This window comes from Simplicispira psychrophila DSM 11588 (assembly GCF_000688255.1).
GTDB lineage: Bacteria > Pseudomonadota > Gammaproteobacteria > Burkholderiales > Burkholderiaceae_C > Simplicispira > Simplicispira psychrophila.
Map to the genome: position 1 here is coordinate 40,260 of NZ_JHYS01000006.1, position 15,901 is coordinate 56,160.

Below are 15,901 nucleotides of genomic sequence, written 5' to 3' on the forward strand. Positions count from 1 at the left end.
AAGATAGTAAATGAATCATCCTATCATCGTTGCCAGGTTGGCAACTGTAATCAAAGTCCCCCAGATGGCCCGTTTCAGGTGCGCCGGGCAAGAAGTTGGGCTGCCAACTGGAGCAACGAGGTGGTGTATTGGTTGGCCGGGAGTTGGTCCAGCGCAGTGATGGCGCGCCGTGCTTCAGCCGCTGCAGCCTCCCGGGCGACATCCAGCGCGCCTGTTTTACGGACGATCTGGGCGATGGTGTCAAGTTGCTCGGTGCTGCCGCTTTCAATGGCTTCGCGCACCGTCGCCGCGTCGGCTTCGGTGCCGCGTTGCATGGCGGCTATCAGGGGCAAGGTGGCTTTGCCTTCGCGCAGATCATCGCCCAGATTTTTTCCCATCTCGGCCGCATCACCGTCGTAGTCGAGTACGTCGTCAATGATCTGAAAGGCGGTGCCCAGTGCTTGACCATAGGTGGCGCAGGCCTCCTCGACCAAGGCGCTACTGCCGGCCAGCACTGCTGCCAGACGTGCGCTGGCTTCAAACAATTTGGCTGTCTTGGAGCGGATGACGTGCAAGTAGGCGGCTTCATCGAGAGATGCGTCATGCATGTTCATCAGTTGCATCACTTCGCCCTCGGCAATGACGTTGGTGGCGTCGGCGAGAATTTCCATGATGCGCATTTCTCCCGTCTCTACCATCATCTGGAAAGCACGCGAGTACAAAAAATCTCCAACCAGCACGCTGGCCGGATTGCCAAAATTTTCATTGGCGGTGGCGCGGCCGCGGCGCAGGGTGGACTCGTCCACTACATCGTCATGCAGCAAGGTGGCCGTGTGGATGAACTCCACCACGGCAGCCAGGGTGAAGCGCTTGTCCTCGCGGTAAGCCAATGCGCCGCACACCATCAGGAGCAGCGCCGGACGCAGGCGCTTGCCACCAGCCGCAATGATGTAATGGGAGATTTGCCCCACCAAGGGAACGCCAGACGCCAAGCGTTGGGCAATGATGCGATCCACTTCCAGCATGTCACTGGTGATGGGAGCGAGCGGCGAGTGGGCTGGGGGGAGGGCTGAGGCAGTCAAGGTAATGGTCGCAAATTGTGTTGCGAATTATAGGAAGCTGTGTGTGAGCGTCGATCAAGACGGCAGCTTGCAACTCACCAAGTTCTTGTGGCGTCGGCTAATGGTAGAATCCTGGGCTCTGCAGAAATTCTTCTGTGGAAACTCACAAAATGTACCTGGGTTTATCCTGGGTATGCAGAGTCATAAGAGGTCAACATGTACGCGGTCATAAAAACCGGCGGCAAGCAGTATCGCGTTGCTTCCGGCGAAAAAATTAAAGTAGAACAGATTGCTGCGGACGTAGGCCAGGAAATCGTCATCGACCAGGTTCTGGCCGTCGGAAACGGCGCTGAACTGAAAGTTGGTACGCCCCTGGTGTCCGGCGCAACCGTGACAGCCACTATCGTGGCACACGGCAAGCACGACAAAGTGCACATCTTCAAGATGCGCCGTCGCAAGCACTATCAAAAACGCCAAGGTCACCGTCAGCAGTTCACCGAACTGCAAATCGGCGCCATTGTTGGTTAAAGAAGGAGCTCAGTCATGGCACAGAAAAAAGGCGGCGGCTCTACGCGAAATGGGCGCGATTCCAAGCCCAAAATGCTCGGTGTGAAGGCTTTTGGTGGTGAACTGATCAGCGCCGGCTCCATCATCGTGCGCCAGCGCGGCACCAAGTTCCATCCCGGCAGCAATGTCGGCCTGGGCAAGGACCACACGCTGTTTGCTTTGGTGGACGGCCACGTGTCGTTTTCCCACAAGGGCGCGTTGTCCAAGCACATGGTCAACGTGACTGCTGCGGCCTGAGGCTTTACCGCTTCATCTGCATCTGAAGCCCCGCCTGGTCGGGGCTTTGTTTTTTGGGCGCGCAGCGCCGGTAGCACCGCCGCACGCCGTTGCCCCGCATTGCCGGGGCTTTGTGCTTTTTGGTAGGTAGCCCATAGGGGCGAGCCGCTGTTTTCTAAACGGGATATTCCATGAAATTCGTCGACGAAGCCTACATAGACATTTCTGCCGGTGATGGCGGCAATGGTTGCGTGTCGTTCCGGCACGAAAAATACAAGGAATTCGGTGGCCCCAACGGGGGTGATGGTGGTCGGGGTGGTCATGTGTTTGCGGTGGCTGACCCGAATCTGAACACCCTGGTGGACTATCGCTATTCCCGCCGCCACGATGCCAAGCGCGGCGAGCATGGCATGGGCTCGGACATGTTTGGTGCTGCGGGCGACGACATCACGCTCAAAATGCCGGTCGGCACCATCATTACTGACGCCGAAACCGGCGAGGTGCTGTATGAGTTGCTGGAGCCGGGCGAAGTCATCACCATTGCCAAAGGCGGTGATGGCGGCTTTGGCAACATGCGTTTCAAGAGCGCCATCAACCGCGCGCCGCGCCAAAAGACGCCCGGCTGGCCCGGGGACAAGAAAAATCTCAAACTTGAACTGAAGGTGCTGGCCGATGTCGGCTTGCTGGGGATGCCCAATGCGGGCAAATCCACCTTCATTGCCGCCGTTTCCAACGCCCGCCCCAAGATTGCTGACTATCCCTTCACCACCTTGCACCCGAATCTGGGCGTGGTGCGCGTGGCACCGGAGCAAAGTTTTGTCATCGCCGATATTCCTGGTTTGATTGAAGGCGCTTCTGAAGGCGCCGGCTTGGGTCACCAGTTTTTGCGCCATTTGCAGCGCACGCGTTTGCTGCTGCATGTGATTGACATGGCGCCGTTTGACGACAGCGTGGACCCGGTGGCACAGGCCAAGGCCATCGTCGGCGAACTGAAAAAATATGACAAGGCGCTCTACGATAAGCCGCGCTGGCTGGTGCTGAACAAGCTGGACATGGTGCCCGCCGAGGAGCGGGCCGAGCGGGTGGCAGATTTCGTCAAGCGTTTCAAATGGAAAGGGCCGGTGTTTCAAATATCGGCACTGACGCGCGAAGGTTGCGAGTCGCTGATCCACGCCATCTACGGCCATGTCAAAAGGCAGCAAGTGGCCGAGCAAGCCCCGGTGGTGGATTTTGATCCGCGCTTTGACAGTGATGCGCCGCAGTAAAAAGGTGAGTGTTTCAAGAGCATAGGGTCGGTTTTGACCTTGACTGATTTTTGCTCTTGATTGCTATATTTATAATAGCTATAAACGCTGGTACAGTAAGCGCTGCAAGCCAAAATGACTCAAAAAAATAATTCTGATGTGCTGCGCAATGCGCGCCGTATCGTGGTGAAGGTGGGTTCCAGCCTTGTCACCAACGAGGGCCGTGGCCTGGATGAAGCGGCCATTGGCGAGTGGAGCCGGCAGTTGGCGGCGCTGGTGCGCGCGCAAGGGGCGCAGCACCGCGAAGTCATCATGGTGTCCAGCGGTGCGGTGGCAGAAGGCATGAAGCGCCTGGGTTGGAGCACGCGCCCGCGCCAGATCCACGAATTGCAAGCGGCCGCGGCTGTCGGGCAAATGGGCCTGGCGCAAATGTACGAAACCAAGTTGCGTGAGCAAGGCATGGGCAGTGCGCAGGTGCTGCTGACGCACGCCGATCTGGCGGATCGCGAGCGCTACCTGAATGCGCGCAGTACGCTGCTGACGCTGCTGAGCCTGGGTGTGGTGCCGGTCATCAATGAAAACGACACCGTCGTCAATGATGAAATCAAATTTGGCGACAACGACACCCTGGGTGCGCTGGTGGCCAATTTGGTCGAGGCCGATGCGCTCATCATCCTGACCGATCAAAAGGGCTTGTACACCGCTGATCCACGGCGTGACCCGACGGCGCAGTTGGTCCACGAGGCCCGTGCGGGCGACGTGGCCCTGGAAGCGATGGCTGGCGGTGTCGGCTCCAGCATTGGCAGCGGTGGCATGATCACCAAGATCATCGCTGCCAAGCGCGCAGCCGGCTCGGGTGCTTCGACCGTGATTGCCTGGGGGCGCGAGCCGGATGTGCTGTTGCGTCTGGCGCAAGGTGAGAGCATTGGCACATTGTTAGTCGCACAAACGGCCAAGACACAGGCGCGCAAACAATGGATGGTCGATCATCTGCAGTTGCGTGGCGCCGTGGTGGTGGATGCCGGTGCAGCCACCAAGCTGCGCGCTGAGGGCAAAAGCCTGCTGCCGATTGGCATGACGGCGGTCGAGGGCGATTTCTCGCGCGGCGATGTGATTGCTGTGCGTGACCCGGCGGGCAGTGAAATCGCCCGTGGTCTGGCCAACTACGCCAGCGCCGAGGCGCGGCTGTTGTGCCGCAAACCCTCTGCCGAGTTTCAGAACCTGCTCGGTTACATGGCAGAGCCAGAAATGGTGCACCGCGACAACCTGGTGCTGATGGGCGGGTGAGCTTGCAGCGTTGCTGAGGAATCAAGCGAATCAGCGTAGATGAACGCTATCCGCTTTTTGTCATCCATCGTCTGGCATTGGCGTACCCCTTTGGTGCGCAGGTAGCCTTATTTCGTGGGGGTCGGCACGGTGTCCAGTGGCTTCGTCTTGGCATCCGCAGGCAGGTCAGGCCCCAGCGGGGCGGCGGCCATATGGCTGCCCTTGTAACTGGTTTGCGGGTCAGGATCAAAGCTCGCGCCCGGAGGCAACTCCACGTCAGGATGCAGCAGCAACTGCCCGGTGCGGTGCATGTACATCCCTGCTGTATCGTGGTCACGCGTGCGCATACCGCTACGCAGGTAGCGGTTGCGCGGTTCCTGGCGCGGCAAAAAGCGGGCGAGCTCAATTAGCGCCATTTCATAGACGCCGCGTTTGAACTCCACCACAGCCTCTAGAGGCACCCAATACTCGTGCCATCGCCAAGCATCGAACTCTGGGTGGTTGGTGGCACGCAGGTTTAAATCCCAGTCGTGTCCGACCAATTGCAGCAGATACCAAATTTGTTTTTGGCCTTTGTAGTGTCCCCGCGCATCGCGGCGGATATACCGGTCAGGCACCTCATAGCGCAACCAGTCCCGGGTGCGGGCGACCACGCGTACATGGGTTGGCTGCAAGCCCACTTCTTCGTGCAATTCACGAAACATGGCTTGTTCGGGGGATTCTCCCCGGTCAATGCCACCTTGCGGAAACTGCCAGCTGTGGGTGCGTATGCGCTTTCCCCAGAATACCTGGTTCTTCTGGTTGAGCAGGATGATGCCGACGTTCGGCCGAAAGCCGTCCCGGTCAAGCATAATCAAACCCCAAAATCTTTAATTGTGTCCATTATGCACGGCCCCTTGCGTGCGGCAAGGGAGCCCTATCCCTTGGCCTGACATTGATCCGATGAAAGCTTCACAGTTCTTTATTTCCACCCTCAAAGAGGCCCCGGCAGATGCCGAAATCGTCAGCCACCAGCTGATGACGCGCGCCGGCCTGATCAAAAAGCTGGGTGCCGGCATTTACAGCTACATGCCCATGGGCCTGCGGGTGGTGCGCAAGGTTGAGGCCATCGTGCGCGAGGAAATGAACCGCGCCGGTGCCGTCGAACTGACCATGCCCGTAGTGCAGCCAGCCGAGCTGTGGCAAGAAACCGGTCGCTTTGAAAAAATGGGCCCCGAGCTGCTGCGTATCAAAGACCGCCACGGCCGCGACTACGTGGTGCAGCCGACCAGTGAAGAAGTGGTGACCGACATTGCGCGCCAAGAGCTGCGCAGCTATAAGCAGTTGCCCAAAAACTTCTATCAAATCCAGACCAAGTTCCGCGATGAGCGTCGGCCACGTTTTGGTCTGATGCGTGGGCGCGAGTTCACCATGAAGGACGCTTACAGTTTCGACCGCGATCAAACCGCCGCCAAGGCCAGTTATCAGGTCATGGCCGATGCCTATCGCAAGATCTTTGACCGCTTTGGCCTGACCTACCGCGCCGTAGCCGCTGACAGCGGCGCCATTGGTGGTGATTTGAGCGAAGAATTCCAGGTGATTGCCGCCACCGGCGAAGACGCCATCGTTTACTGCCCGGGCAGCGATTACGCTGCCAATATGGAAAAAGCCGAGGCGCTGGCGCCCGCTGGTCCACGCGGCGGCGCCACCCAGCCTTTGACCAAGACCGCTACCCCTGGCAAAAGCACCTGCCCCGAGGTGGCCGAGTTACTGGGCGTGCCGCTCGCCACCACCGTCAAATCGCTGGTGCTGGCCACCGATGAAACCAATGAGACGGGCGAAATCGTCAAAACCCAAGTCTGGCTGCTGCTGCTGCGCGGTGACCATGACATGAACGAGATCAAAGTCGGCAAAGTGCCGGGTCTAGCAGCGTTCCGTTTTGCTACGCCGGCTGAAATCGACACGCACTTTGGCTGCAAGCCGGGTTACCTCGGCCCCATCGGCCTGCAAAAACCACTGCCGATGGTGGTTGATCGTGAAGTGGCGGCGATGGCCGATTGGATTTGTGGCGCCAATGAGCCTGATTTCCATAGGGTCGGCGTCAACTGGGGCCGCGATCTGCCCGAACCCACGTTGGTGGCGGACATCCGCAACGTGGTGGCTGGCGATGCCTCGCCCGACGGCCAAGGCGTGCTGGCGATTGAGCGCGGCATTGAAGTCGGCCATGTGTTCTATTTGGGCACAAAATACAGCCAAGCCATGAACGCCACCTTCTTGGGTGAAAACGGCAAACCCACCTTCTTTGAAATGGGCTGCTACGGCATTGGTATCACGCGTCTGCCCGCGGCGGCGATTGAGCAAAACCACGATGAGCGCGGCATCATCTGGCCCGATGCGATCGCACCGTTCACGGTGGTGCTGTGTCCGATCACGCCGGAGCGTTTCCCAGACGTCAAAGCCGCTGCCGAATTGCTTTACGGCCAATTGATGGCCGCCGGTGTCGATGTGATTCTGGACGACCGGGGTGAGCGCCCGGGCGCCATGTTTGCCGACTGGGAACTGATCGGCGTACCGCACCGCGTCACCATTGGCGATCGGGGCCTGAAAGAAGGCCAAGTCGAATACCAGCACCGCCGCGACAGTGCCGCCACCAAAGTGGCTACTTCTGACATCCTGGCTCTGCTTAAGGGCCGCTTGGCAATATGAGCGCAGCAGGTCTTTCACGGCGCTCCTGCCTGGTTTCGCTGGGCTCGTTCAGTGTGGCCCCGGCGGCTTGGCTGGGTATGCCCACGCAAGCCCACGCAGGCAGCCAACTCGAAGAGCCGCTGATGGACTCGGTGCGTACGGCGCTGAACTCTGCCGTTTCCAATGCCGCGCCACCTGAGCCGGATTTTCCCAATACCGAGACGCGTCTGGTGTATTTGCGCTGGCTGGGCACCATGAGCGACCGCCTGCGCAAGCGCAAGCCCGAGTGGGAAGTACGCCGTGATTTTTTGCAGACCGTCTGGTACGAGAGTCGGCGCGCGGGCCTGGATGTGTCGCTGGTGCTGGGTTTGATCCAGGTCGAGAGCGCTTTTCGCAAGTTTGCCGTCTCCAGTGTGGGCGCGCGTGGCTACATGCAGGTCATGCCGTTTTGGACGCGCGTGATTGGCGACGGTGATGCTGGCAAGCTGTTCCATATGCAGACCAATTTGCGTTTTGGCTGCGTCATCTTGCGCCACTACTTGGACCGCGAGCGCGGCGATTTGTTTCTGACGCTGGGCCGCTACAACGGCAGTCGGGGGCGTGATCCGTATCCGAATGCCGTCTTTGCTGCCCAGCGCAACTGGTTGTTTGATGGGCGCATGACGGGTTAAGCGGCACTATCCGCAACACCCGTGTCTTGCGGCAAGCGCGACACCATCACTTGATCGATGCGGTAGCTGTCCACGTCCAGCACCTCAAACTTGTAGCCGCTCCACGTCACGCTGTCAGTGCGCCGGGGTACACGGCGCAGCATCACCATCAGAAATCCGGCGATGGTTTCGTACTCGTCATCGTGCGGCAACGCGTCGAGCGACAGGGCGTGCAGCACTTCTTCAATCGGTGTCATGCCATCGATTAGCCAGGAGTTTTCGTCGCGCCGGACGATGCGCTCTTCATCGTCCGGGCCAATCAGGTCGCCCATGACGGTGCTCATCACATCGTTCAGCGTGACCACGCCAACCACGCGGCTGTATTCGTTGACGATGACGGCAAAGTCTTCGTGCGCTTGGCGAAACTGCTCCAGCACTTCGGACAGCGTCAGCCGGTCAGGCAAGATCAACGCTTTGCGCACTAAGCTGTCGCCGGCCAGCGAGATGGGTTGGTTGTTCAAAATGCGCTGGAACAGGTCTTTGGCGTCCACATAGCCGACCACATGGTCAATATCGCCCTCACATACCGGGTAGGTCGAAAACGGCTCCGCAGCAATGCGTACGCGAATGACATCGTCCGGGTCGTCGCGCAAAAAGAAGGCGACGCGCTCGCGGTGTGACATGGCGCTAGCCACTGTGCGCGTGTCGAGCTCAAACACGTTGGTAATCACCTGCTGCTCGCGCTCGGGCAGTACGCCGGCGCGTGCACCGGCTTCCATCATCGCCAGCACATCGTCCGAGGTGATGCGGTCGTCGCGCAGCATCGGCAGGCCCAGCAGACGAAACAATGCGTCCGCCATGCGGCTGTAGATCCACACCAGCGGACGCAGTGCGCTGATGCTCCAGCCCATCGGCCGCGCCACTACCAGCGCCAGGCGCTCGGGGTTGGTCATGGCCAAGCGCTTGGGGAACAGGTCGGCAAACAGGATGAACAGCGAAGTGATGATGAAAAATGACGCCAGAAAGGCGGCAGTCTGGGCCCGCGCAGTCTCCAGCCACAGGGAGAACAGCGAGAAAAAATACGGCGTCAGCGCGCCTTCACCGACGATGCCGCCCAGGATGGCGACAGCGTTCAGGCTGACCTGCACTACGGTGAAATAGTCGCCCGGCTGCTCTTGCATCCGCAGCACACGGTCGGCGCGGCTGTCCCCCTCGTCAGCGATCTGGCGCAGACGCAGGCGGCGCGAGGCGGCCAAGGCAATTTCAGCGACCGAGAAAAAGGCGCTGGCAGAAATTAGGGACAGGATGAGGAGGGTGTTTTCGAGCATGGAGCAGTAGCGCACGCGCAGAAGGGTGGGCGCCATGTTTCAGTGTAGCGGTGAACTTCAGCCCCTCAAGCCGGTATGCGTCAGACGCAAAAAAGCCGCCTCACAAGGCGGCTGTGGGGAGCGAAACGGGTCGATTAAACCGTGGTGCCGAGCGCCTGCTTGAGTTCACCCGACTCGTACATCTCCATCATGATGTCCGAGCCGCCAATGAATTCGCCCTTAATGTAGAGCTGTGGAATGGTGGGCCACTTGCTGTAGTCCTTGATGCCTTGGCGAATTTCTTCGTCTTCCAGCACATTGACAGTGACGATAGCCTTGGGATCTACGCCGCAGGCCTTGAGCACCTGGATGGCGCGGCCGGAAAAACCGCACTGAGGGAAGCTGGCCGTGCCTTTCATGAACAGCAGCACGTCGCTGGATTTAACGAGATCGTCGATGCGTTTCTGGGTATCGCTCATGAAAACTCCGGTAGGTAAAAAGAGAACTATGCCGTGATTATTTCACTGTCGGCCATTGCCCGCCTGAGCAACGCGCGATGCCGGCGAGGTCTTTGCGGCTTTGTACCTGCACGAATCCGGCGGCGCGCAGCAGCGCTTGCACCGCCTCGGCCTGATCCCAGCCGTGCTCCAGCAGTAGCCAGCCACCGGGGTGCAGGTGCGCCGGCGCTTGGGCGACGATGTGGCGGATGTCGTCCAGCCCATCAGCGCCGCTGGCCAGCGCCTGCAGCGGCTCGTGGCGCAGCGCAGCCAAGTGCGGGTCGGCAGCGGCAATGTAGGGTGGATTGGAGACGATGGCGTCAAACCAGCCGGTGACACCGCGCAGCCAGTCGCCGTGCGCAAACTGCACCGCCAAGCCCAGCTGCGTAGCGTTGGCCTGCGCCACCGCCAACGCATCGTGGCTGGCATCGATGGCCCTGACCTGTGCATCCGGGCGCTGGTGTTGCAGGGCGAGGGCGATAGCGCCGCTGCCAGTGCCCAAGTCGAGCACGCGCGGCGTGTGTACCGGTGCCAGCAGCTCCAGCGCCCAATCGACCAAGGTTTCGGTGTCGGGGCGCGGGTCGAGCACGCGTGCGTCAATGTGCAGTGGCAGGCCGTAAAACTCTTTCGTGCCGCGCAGGTAGGCCACGGGTTCACCGGCAGCGCGGCGCTGGCACAGGGCGATAAAGCAGGCGTGCTCAGGCGGCGCCAGGGCGTCGTTGTCGTGCGCCAGCAGCCAGGCGCGGCCGGCGTCGGCGCGATTCAGCACGTGCAGCAGCAGCAATTGGGCGTCGATGCGCTCTAAACCCAGCGTCTGGGCTTGCGCCAAGGCATCGCGCAAAGTCAAAAGTGTAGGCAGTGCAGACATTTTGCTCTGTTTTTAATAGCTACTGGCGCACGTTTTTAAAGGGTTACAGGCCAATTTCACTATAAATTGCCAGTTATAGCTGCCCGCTACGCTCCAGATCGGCCAGCAACTCGGCTTCGCGGGCGTGTTGCAGCGCTTGCAGCACCTCGCCCAAATCACCTTCCATCACGTACAGCAGCTTGTACAGCGTCAGGTTGATGCGGTGGTCGGTTAGACGGCCTTGCGGAAAGTTGTAGGTACGGATGCGATCCGAGCGGTCGCCGCTGCCAATCAGCCCCTTGCGCTCGGCGGCTTCTTTGGCGGCGCGTTCGCTGCGGTCTTTTTCTTGGATGCGTGCCTGTAGCACTTGTAGTGCTTTGGCCTTGTTGGCGTGCTGGCTGCGCCCGTCTTGACACTCGGCGACGATGCCGGTCGGCAGGTGCACCACGCGCACGGCGGAGTCAGTTTTGTTGATGTGCTGGCCACCGGCGCCGCTGGCGCGGAAGGTGTCGATGCGTAAATCGGCCGGATTGAGCTTGATGGCCTCCTGCGCGTCCGGCTCGGGCATGACCGCCACGGTGCAGGCGCTGGTATGGATGCGGCCTTGGGTCTCGGTCGTCGGCACGCGCTGCACGCGGTGGCCACCGGACTCAAAACGCAGCTGGCCGTAAATATCGTCGCCGGCCACGCGCAGCACGATTTCTTTATAGCCACCCAACTCGGCGGCGTGCTCGCTGACGATTTCGACGGTCCAACCGACACGGTCGGCGTAGCGCATGTACATGCGCGCCAAATCGCCGGCAAACAGCGCGGATTCGTCGCCGCCGGTGCCGGCGCGGATTTCGACAAACGCATTGCGCGCGTCTTGCGGGTCTTTGGGCAGCAGCAGGCGCTGCAGTTCGTCTTCCAGCGCCAGCAATTCGGTTTGGGCGCTGTCGATTTCTTCTTGCGCCATCTCCGCCATGTCGGGGTCACTGAGCATGTCCTGCGCGCCCGCCAAATCGCTGCTGCGCTGGCACCAGCGCGCGTAGCGGCCGGCAATTTGTGTCACTTCGGCGTGCTCGCGCGACAGCAGGCGGTACTGCGCCATGTCGCCCATGATGTCTTCGCGCGACAGCAGAAAGTCAAGCTCGCCCAAGCGCCGGGCGTAGCGCTCCAGCTGGTTTTGGAGGAAGGGTTGCATGGAAATAGAAATTTTTAGCTACTGAAATAGTAGCTATTAGCGCAAGCCAGGTGGCCGCTAGAGGGTTTTTTTGCCCTGCGAACGCAGGAACAGGCGCGAAGCAGTGTGTGCGGTCTGGGCGCGTGCGGCGCCGTCGGCGTTGCGCAGCTCGGCCAGGGTGCCATGCAGCATTTTTTTGGCGACACCGCGCGACAGGGCTTCCAGCACCGATTCGATGTCTTCGCCTCGTGCAATGCGCCGGCGGGCGCGTGCCAGTTCGGTGGCGCGCCAGGCATCAGATTGGCCCTGCAATTGCTGGATCAACGGCACCACACCGTGTTGCGGGTCGCGCTGGTCCATCCAGTGCAGAAAGCTTTGCACACCGGCGTCGATGATGGCCTCGGCCTGTTCGACCGCGGCCTGGCGGCTGGCCTGCGCGGTTTGCACCACGCTGGCCAGGTCGTCCACGGTGTAGAGGTAAACGTCTTCGAGCTGTTTGACTTCGGGCTCAATATCACGCGGCACGGCTAAATCGACCATGAACATCGGGCGGTGGCGGCGTTTTTTCAGCGCACGCTCCACAGCGCCCAAGCCGACAATGGGCAGGCTGCTGGCGGTGCAGCTGACGACGATGTCGAATTCGTGCAGACGATCGGGCAGCTCGCTCAGGCGCAGCACTTCGCCGCCAAAGCGGGTGGCGAGCTTTTCGCCGCGCTCCAGCGTGCGGTTGGCGATGGCGATGGCTTTGGGCATACGCGCGGCAAAGTGCGTGGCGGTCAGCTCAATCATTTCGCCGGCGCCAACAAACAGCACGCGTGTTTGGCTTAAATCTTCAAATAACTGGCTGGCTAAACGCACCGCAGCGGCGGCCATGCTGATGCTGTGCGCGCCAATCTCGGTGGAGGTGCGGACTTCTTTGGCGACGGCAAAACTGCGCTGAAACAGCTGGTTCAGTGTCGAACCGAGTGCGCCGGCACTGTCGGCGGCGCGCACGGCGTCTTTCATTTGGCCGAGGATTTGTGGTTCGCCCAGCACCATCGAATCGAGTCCGCTGGCGACGCGGAAAGCGTGGCGCGCCACCGGGCCGTCTTCCAGGGTGTAGGAATGGGCGCGCAGCACGTCGGTGCTGACGCCGCCGCTTTGGGCGAGCCAGCCTAGGGTGTGATCGAGCGCGGCGTGGTCACCAGCGCAATAAATCTCGGTGCGGTTGCAGGTGGAGATGATGGCCGACTCGACGCGGTGGTGCGGGCTGCCCTGTCCCAGCGCTTGGCGCAAGCCTTGCAAGGTGGGTGGTATTTGATCGACCGCGAACGCAAAACGACCGCGCAGATCAAGCGGCGCGGTGGTGTGGTTAATGCCTAAAGCCCAGACTGCCATTTTCGAATTATAAAATTTGTTGCAGCTGCGCGCCGCTGGTGCGGGCACAAACCTTGATCTGCGTTAGTTTTATGACTCCTTTCGTTGCTTTTAACCACCTGCTCAATTTTGTCGGCCCAGCCGCTGTGGTGGCACTGGTGCTGTGCATGGGGACGCTGATTTTTTGGTCAAAACGACCGCTAGCGCTTTCCTGGTCTGCGCAATTAGCTCTTAATTTTATAGTGGGCTGCGCAGTACTGCTGGCTGGCTTGTGGTGGGGCGGACGCGACGGCAAGATGCTCACCTACGCCGCGCTGGTGCTGGCGTGTGCCAGCTGCCAGTGGATCGTGCTGCGCGGCTGGCGCGGCTGACAGCAATCGTCATGCCAGCAGCGCCTGGGCAAATTCGCGCGCGTTGAAGGTTTCCAGGTCTTCCAGCTTTTCGCCGACGCCGATGAAATACACCGGAAACGGTCGCTCTTGGGCAATCGCCGCCAGCACGCCGCCCTTGGCCGTGCCGTCGAGCTTGGTGATGATCAGTCCGGTGAGTTGCAGCGCATCGTCAAAGGCGCGCACTTGGGCCAGGGCGTTCTGACCGGTGTTGCCGTCGATCACCAGCAGCACTTCGTGCGGCGCGCTGGCATCGGCCTTGGTGACGACACGGCGGATTTTTTTCAGCTCTTCCATCAGGTGCAGCTGCGTCGGCAGGCGCCCGGCGGTATCGACCAGCACTACATCCTTGCGCCGTGCCTTGCCGGCGGTGACGGCGTCAAAGCTCACGGCCGCCGGATCGCCGCCTTCCTGGCTGACGATTTCGACCAGATTGCGGTCGGCCCAGACATTGAGTTGCTCGCGCGCAGCGGCGCGGAAGGTGTCGGCGGCGGCCAGCAGCACGCTGGCGCCGCCGTTGGCCAGGTGTTTGGTCAGCTTGCCGATGGAGGTGGTTTTGCCGGCGCCGTTGACGCCGGCCACCATGATCACGGTGGGCTGGTGTTGGCCGATGACCAGCGCCTTTTCTAGCGGTCGCAGCAATTCGGTCAGTGCCTGGGTCAGCAGGTCTTTCACGGCAGTGGGGTCGGTGGTCTTGCTTTCCTTGACGCGGCGCTTGAGGTCGTTCAGCAGCCACTGTGTGGCCTTGACGCCGGTGTCGGCCATCAGCAGGGCTTCTTCCAGTTGCTCATACAGCGCGTCATCGATTTTGGTACCGGTGAACACCGTGGTGATGCTGGAGCCGGTCTTGCGCAGGCCGGTTTTCAGGCGATGGAGCCAGCCGCTGCGCCCGTCAGCGGGCGCGGGCGGCGCCCGCAGTGCCGCTTCTGGCGCAAGGGGAACGGTAGGGGCGGTCAGGGTGACGGGAGCCTTGAGCGCGTCCAGCGGTGCCGGTGGTGCGGGCGGTGTGGCTTTGGCGCCAAAGGGCTTGCGCAGCCAGTCCAGCGCCGCATTGGCGCCCGTCGGCGTTGCAGCGGGCAGTGGTGCGGCGGTGTCAGGCGACTGGATCTGCACCGGAGCAGCAGCAGGGGAGGCGAGCGGTGCCGACAGCGTGTCGGCAGCGGGCGGTAGAGGGGGTTTCTTTTTGAAAAAGCTGAACATTGCAGGGTTCTTAGAATCACTGCATTCTATGAAACACGCTATCACCTTATTGGGCCTGCTGGCCTGCCTCACCGCCGCAGCCCAGCCTGCGGCGCTTTCTAGTCCGGCGCTGGCGCCGCCAGCCGTGCCCTCTGGTGCGGCCACCGCCTCGGGCGCCCAGCAGTTCACGCTGTCCAACGGCATGACGTTGCTGGTGCAGCCCGACCGGCGCGCGCCCACGGCGATGCACATGGTCTGGGTGCGTGTGGGCGCTATCGACGAGGTCGATGGCACCTCGGGCGTAGCCCATGTGCTGGAGCACATGCTGTTCAAGGGCACGAAGAAGGTGCCCACGGGCGAGTTTTCCCGCCGTGTCGCGGCGCTGGGTGGCCAGGAAAACGCCTTTACCAGCCGCGATTACACCGGCTATTACCAGCAGATCCCGGCCAACAAGCTGGAAGACGTGATGCGCCTGGAGTCCGACCGCTTTGCCCACAACCAGTGGCCGGACGAGGAGTTTCGCAAGGAGTTGGAAGTGGTCAAGGAAGAGCGCCGGATGCGCACCGACGACCAGCCGCGCGCACTGCTGATGGAGCAGTTGCATGCGGCGGTGTTTGTGGCCTCGCCTTATCACCGCCCCATCGTCGGCTGGATGAGCGACCTGGACGCCATGACGCCCGACGACGCGCGCCAGTTCTATCAGCGCTGGTATGTGCCGGCTAACGCCGCCATCGTGGTGGCGGGTGATGTCGATGTGCCGCGCGTGCGCGCACTGGCTGAAAAATACTATGGCCGTATTCCGGCCCGTGCCGTGCCGGTGCGCAAGCCGCGCACTGAGCCGGTGCAGCCGGGCCTGCGCCGCATTACGGTCAAGGCGCCGGCCGAGCAGGCCTATGTGGCGCTGGCGTTCCGTGCGCCGAGTCTGGAACGGCTGGAAGCCTTGACGGGCAGTGACCAGGATGCGCTGGCGCTGGTGGTGCTGTCGGCGGTGCTCAGTGGTTACGACGGCGCCCGTTTGGAGCGGGCTCTGAGCCAGGGCGCTGATCGCGTGGCCGACACCTCGGGCAGCAGCGCCGACGTGATGGGGCGCGGTCCGAGTCTGTTTTATTTGAACGGTGTGCCAGCCCAGGGCAAAACCGCCCAGCAGGTCGAAGATGCCCTGCGCGCGCAAGTGGCGCGTGTCGCCAGCGCGGGCGTCAACCCGGCCGAATTGGAGCGCGTCAAGACGCAGTGGGTGGCCAGCACGGTGTACCAGCGCGATTCGCTCACCAGCCAAGCCAGCGATCTGGGCAGCAACTGGGTGCAAGGGCTGCCGCTGGATGCCGAAGAGCGCCTGTTGGCTTTGCTGCGCGGTGTCACGCCGGAGCAGGTGCAAAGCGTAGCGCAGCGGTACTTTGGCGATGACCAGTTGACGGTAGCCACCTTGGCGCCGCAGCCGCTCGATCCGAACCGCAAGCCCCCGACAGCCCCGGCTGCGGGCGATCGGCTGCACTGAACTACGCTCCAGGGATTGATCC

Annotated in this window: 16 protein-coding genes; 8 read left to right on the forward strand and 8 right to left on the reverse strand. The window is 61.4% G+C overall.

What is annotated here, in order from left to right:
• Window positions 1–74 precede the first annotated feature (74 nt).
• Complete coding sequence (locus Q390_RS0107890) at window positions 75–1,004, reverse strand: polyprenyl synthetase family protein (protein WP_027995567.1); 930 nt, start codon at window positions 1,002–1,004, stop codon at window positions 75–77.
• Window positions 1,005–1,256: 252 nt separating this feature from the next.
• Between Q390_RS0107890 and rplU the strand changes: the two genes are divergently transcribed.
• The 4 genes from rplU (at window position 1,257) to proB (ending at window position 4,354) form a co-directional block, all read left to right on the forward strand.
• Window positions 1,257–1,568, forward strand: a complete 312-nt coding sequence (gene rplU, locus Q390_RS0107895) for a 50S ribosomal protein L21 (protein ID WP_027995568.1) — start codon at window positions 1,257–1,259, stop codon at window positions 1,566–1,568.
• Window positions 1,569–1,583: 15 nt separating this feature from the next.
• On the forward strand, window positions 1,584–1,844 hold the full coding sequence (gene rpmA / locus Q390_RS0107900) for a 50S ribosomal protein L27 (RefSeq protein ID WP_027995569.1): 261 nt from the start codon (window positions 1,584–1,586) through the stop codon (window positions 1,842–1,844).
• Between the two features lie 170 nt (window positions 1,845–2,014).
• Window positions 2,015–3,088 carry an Obg family GTPase CgtA gene (cgtA, locus tag Q390_RS0107905; RefSeq protein WP_027995570.1) on the forward strand — a complete coding sequence of 358 codons (1,074 nt, stop codon included), beginning with the start codon at window positions 2,015–2,017 and terminating at the stop codon, window positions 3,086–3,088.
• Window positions 3,089–3,202: 114 nt separating this feature from the next.
• Window positions 3,203–4,354 carry a glutamate 5-kinase gene (gene proB, locus Q390_RS0107910; RefSeq protein WP_037472519.1) on the forward strand — a complete coding sequence of 384 codons (1,152 nt, stop codon included), beginning with the start codon at window positions 3,203–3,205 and terminating at the stop codon, window positions 4,352–4,354.
• A 107-nt stretch (window positions 4,355–4,461) separates the two neighbouring features.
• Here the strand turns inward: proB and Q390_RS17965 are convergent, their stop codons facing one another.
• Window positions 4,462–5,184: an RNA pyrophosphohydrolase gene (locus Q390_RS17965; protein WP_051603126.1), complete on the reverse strand. Its 723-nt coding sequence runs from the start codon at window positions 5,182–5,184 to the stop codon at window positions 4,462–4,464.
• Window positions 5,185–5,275: 91 nt separating this feature from the next.
• Here Q390_RS17965 and Q390_RS0107920 point away from each other — a divergent pair, with 91 nt between their 5' ends.
• Together Q390_RS0107920 and Q390_RS0107925 are read left to right on the forward strand one after the other, a co-directional pair.
• The gene (locus Q390_RS0107920; protein ID WP_027995572.1) at window positions 5,276–7,018 is read left to right on the forward strand and encodes a proline--tRNA ligase; all 1,743 of its coding nucleotides are present in this window, start codon (window positions 5,276–5,278) and stop codon (window positions 7,016–7,018) included.
• On the forward strand, window positions 7,015–7,668 hold the full coding sequence (locus Q390_RS0107925) for a lytic transglycosylase domain-containing protein (RefSeq protein ID WP_027995573.1): 654 nt from the start codon (window positions 7,015–7,017) through the stop codon (window positions 7,666–7,668). The genes Q390_RS0107920 and Q390_RS0107925 overlap by 4 nt, the downstream gene beginning before the upstream one ends.
• Here the strand turns inward: Q390_RS0107925 and paeA are convergent.
• The 5 genes from paeA to hemA all read right to left on the reverse strand — a co-directional run bounded on the left by paeA (window position 7,665) and on the right by hemA (window position 12,837).
• Window positions 7,665–8,975, reverse strand: a complete 1,311-nt coding sequence (gene paeA, locus Q390_RS0107930) for a polyamine export protein PaeA (protein WP_037472557.1) — start codon at window positions 8,973–8,975, stop codon at window positions 7,665–7,667. The genes Q390_RS0107925 and paeA overlap by 4 nt on opposite strands.
• 134 nt (window positions 8,976–9,109) lie before the next feature.
• Entirely contained in the window at window positions 9,110–9,433 is a 324-nt protein-coding gene (grxD, locus tag Q390_RS0107935) for a Grx4 family monothiol glutaredoxin (RefSeq protein WP_027995575.1), read from the reverse strand.
• A 37-nt stretch (window positions 9,434–9,470) separates the two neighbouring features.
• Window positions 9,471–10,319: a peptide chain release factor N(5)-glutamine methyltransferase gene (gene prmC / locus Q390_RS0107940; RefSeq protein WP_211250431.1), complete on the reverse strand. Its 849-nt coding sequence runs from the start codon at window positions 10,317–10,319 to the stop codon at window positions 9,471–9,473.
• A 73-nt stretch (window positions 10,320–10,392) separates the two neighbouring features.
• Complete coding sequence (gene prfA, locus Q390_RS0107945) at window positions 10,393–11,481, reverse strand: peptide chain release factor 1 (protein ID WP_027995577.1); 1,089 nt, start codon at window positions 11,479–11,481, stop codon at window positions 10,393–10,395.
• Between the two features lie 57 nt (window positions 11,482–11,538).
• A complete protein-coding gene (gene hemA / locus Q390_RS0107950) occupies window positions 11,539–12,837 on the reverse strand; it encodes a glutamyl-tRNA reductase (RefSeq protein ID WP_027995578.1) in 1,299 nt (432 codons plus the stop codon).
• A gap of 71 nt (window positions 12,838–12,908) precedes the next feature.
• Between hemA and Q390_RS0107955 the strand changes: the two genes are divergently transcribed.
• The gene (locus Q390_RS0107955; protein ID WP_027995579.1) at window positions 12,909–13,187 is read left to right on the forward strand and encodes a hypothetical protein; all 279 of its coding nucleotides are present in this window, start codon (window positions 12,909–12,911) and stop codon (window positions 13,185–13,187) included.
• A gap of 9 nt (window positions 13,188–13,196) precedes the next feature.
• Here Q390_RS0107955 and ftsY read toward each other — a convergent pair whose 3' ends face one another.
• The gene (ftsY, locus tag Q390_RS0107960; RefSeq protein ID WP_027995580.1) at window positions 13,197–14,405 is read right to left on the reverse strand and encodes a signal recognition particle-docking protein FtsY; all 1,209 of its coding nucleotides are present in this window, start codon (window positions 14,403–14,405) and stop codon (window positions 13,197–13,199) included.
• Window positions 14,406–14,433: 28 nt separating this feature from the next.
• Between ftsY and Q390_RS0107965 the strand changes: the two genes are divergently transcribed.
• Complete coding sequence (locus Q390_RS0107965; protein WP_027995581.1) at window positions 14,434–15,879, forward strand: M16 family metallopeptidase; 1,446 nt, start codon at window positions 14,434–14,436, stop codon at window positions 15,877–15,879.
• The last annotated feature ends 22 nt before the right edge of the window (window positions 15,880–15,901 follow it).

What these genes read in the sequence shown, in the direction of transcription:
- Q390_RS0107890 (WP_027995567.1), bottom strand. Translation starts at nt 1,004, where the DNA reads ATGCTGGAAGTGGATCGCATCATTGCCCAACGCTTGGCGTCTGGCGTT.
- rplU (WP_027995568.1), top strand. Translation starts at nt 1,257, where the DNA reads ATGTACGCGGTCATAAAAACCGGCGGCAAGCAGTATCGCGTTGCTTCC.
- rpmA (WP_027995569.1), top strand. Translation starts at nt 1,584, where the DNA reads ATGGCACAGAAAAAAGGCGGCGGCTCTACGCGAAATGGGCGCGATTCC.
- cgtA (WP_027995570.1), top strand. Translation starts at nt 2,015, where the DNA reads ATGAAATTCGTCGACGAAGCCTACATAGACATTTCTGCCGGTGATGGC.
- proB (WP_037472519.1), top strand. Translation starts at nt 3,203, where the DNA reads ATGACTCAAAAAAATAATTCTGATGTGCTGCGCAATGCGCGCCGTATC.
- Q390_RS17965 (WP_051603126.1), bottom strand. Translation starts at nt 5,184, where the DNA reads ATGCTTGACCGGGACGGCTTTCGGCCGAACGTCGGCATCATCCTGCTC.
- Q390_RS0107920 (WP_027995572.1), top strand. Translation starts at nt 5,276, where the DNA reads ATGAAAGCTTCACAGTTCTTTATTTCCACCCTCAAAGAGGCCCCGGCA.
- Q390_RS0107925 (WP_027995573.1), top strand. Translation starts at nt 7,015, where the DNA reads ATGAGCGCAGCAGGTCTTTCACGGCGCTCCTGCCTGGTTTCGCTGGGC.
- paeA (WP_037472557.1), bottom strand. Translation starts at nt 8,975, where the DNA reads ATGCTCGAAAACACCCTCCTCATCCTGTCCCTAATTTCTGCCAGCGCC.
- grxD (WP_027995575.1), bottom strand. Translation starts at nt 9,433, where the DNA reads ATGAGCGATACCCAGAAACGCATCGACGATCTCGTTAAATCCAGCGAC.
- prmC (WP_211250431.1), bottom strand. Translation starts at nt 10,319, where the DNA reads ATGTCTGCACTGCCTACACTTTTGACTTTGCGCGATGCCTTGGCGCAA.
- prfA (WP_027995577.1), bottom strand. Translation starts at nt 11,481, where the DNA reads ATGCAACCCTTCCTCCAAAACCAGCTGGAGCGCTACGCCCGGCGCTTG.
- hemA (WP_027995578.1), bottom strand. Translation starts at nt 12,837, where the DNA reads ATGGCAGTCTGGGCTTTAGGCATTAACCACACCACCGCGCCGCTTGAT.
- Q390_RS0107955 (WP_027995579.1), top strand. Translation starts at nt 12,909, where the DNA reads ATGACTCCTTTCGTTGCTTTTAACCACCTGCTCAATTTTGTCGGCCCA.
- ftsY (WP_027995580.1), bottom strand. Translation starts at nt 14,405, where the DNA reads ATGTTCAGCTTTTTCAAAAAGAAACCCCCTCTACCGCCCGCTGCCGAC.
- Q390_RS0107965 (WP_027995581.1), top strand. Translation starts at nt 14,434, where the DNA reads ATGAAACACGCTATCACCTTATTGGGCCTGCTGGCCTGCCTCACCGCC.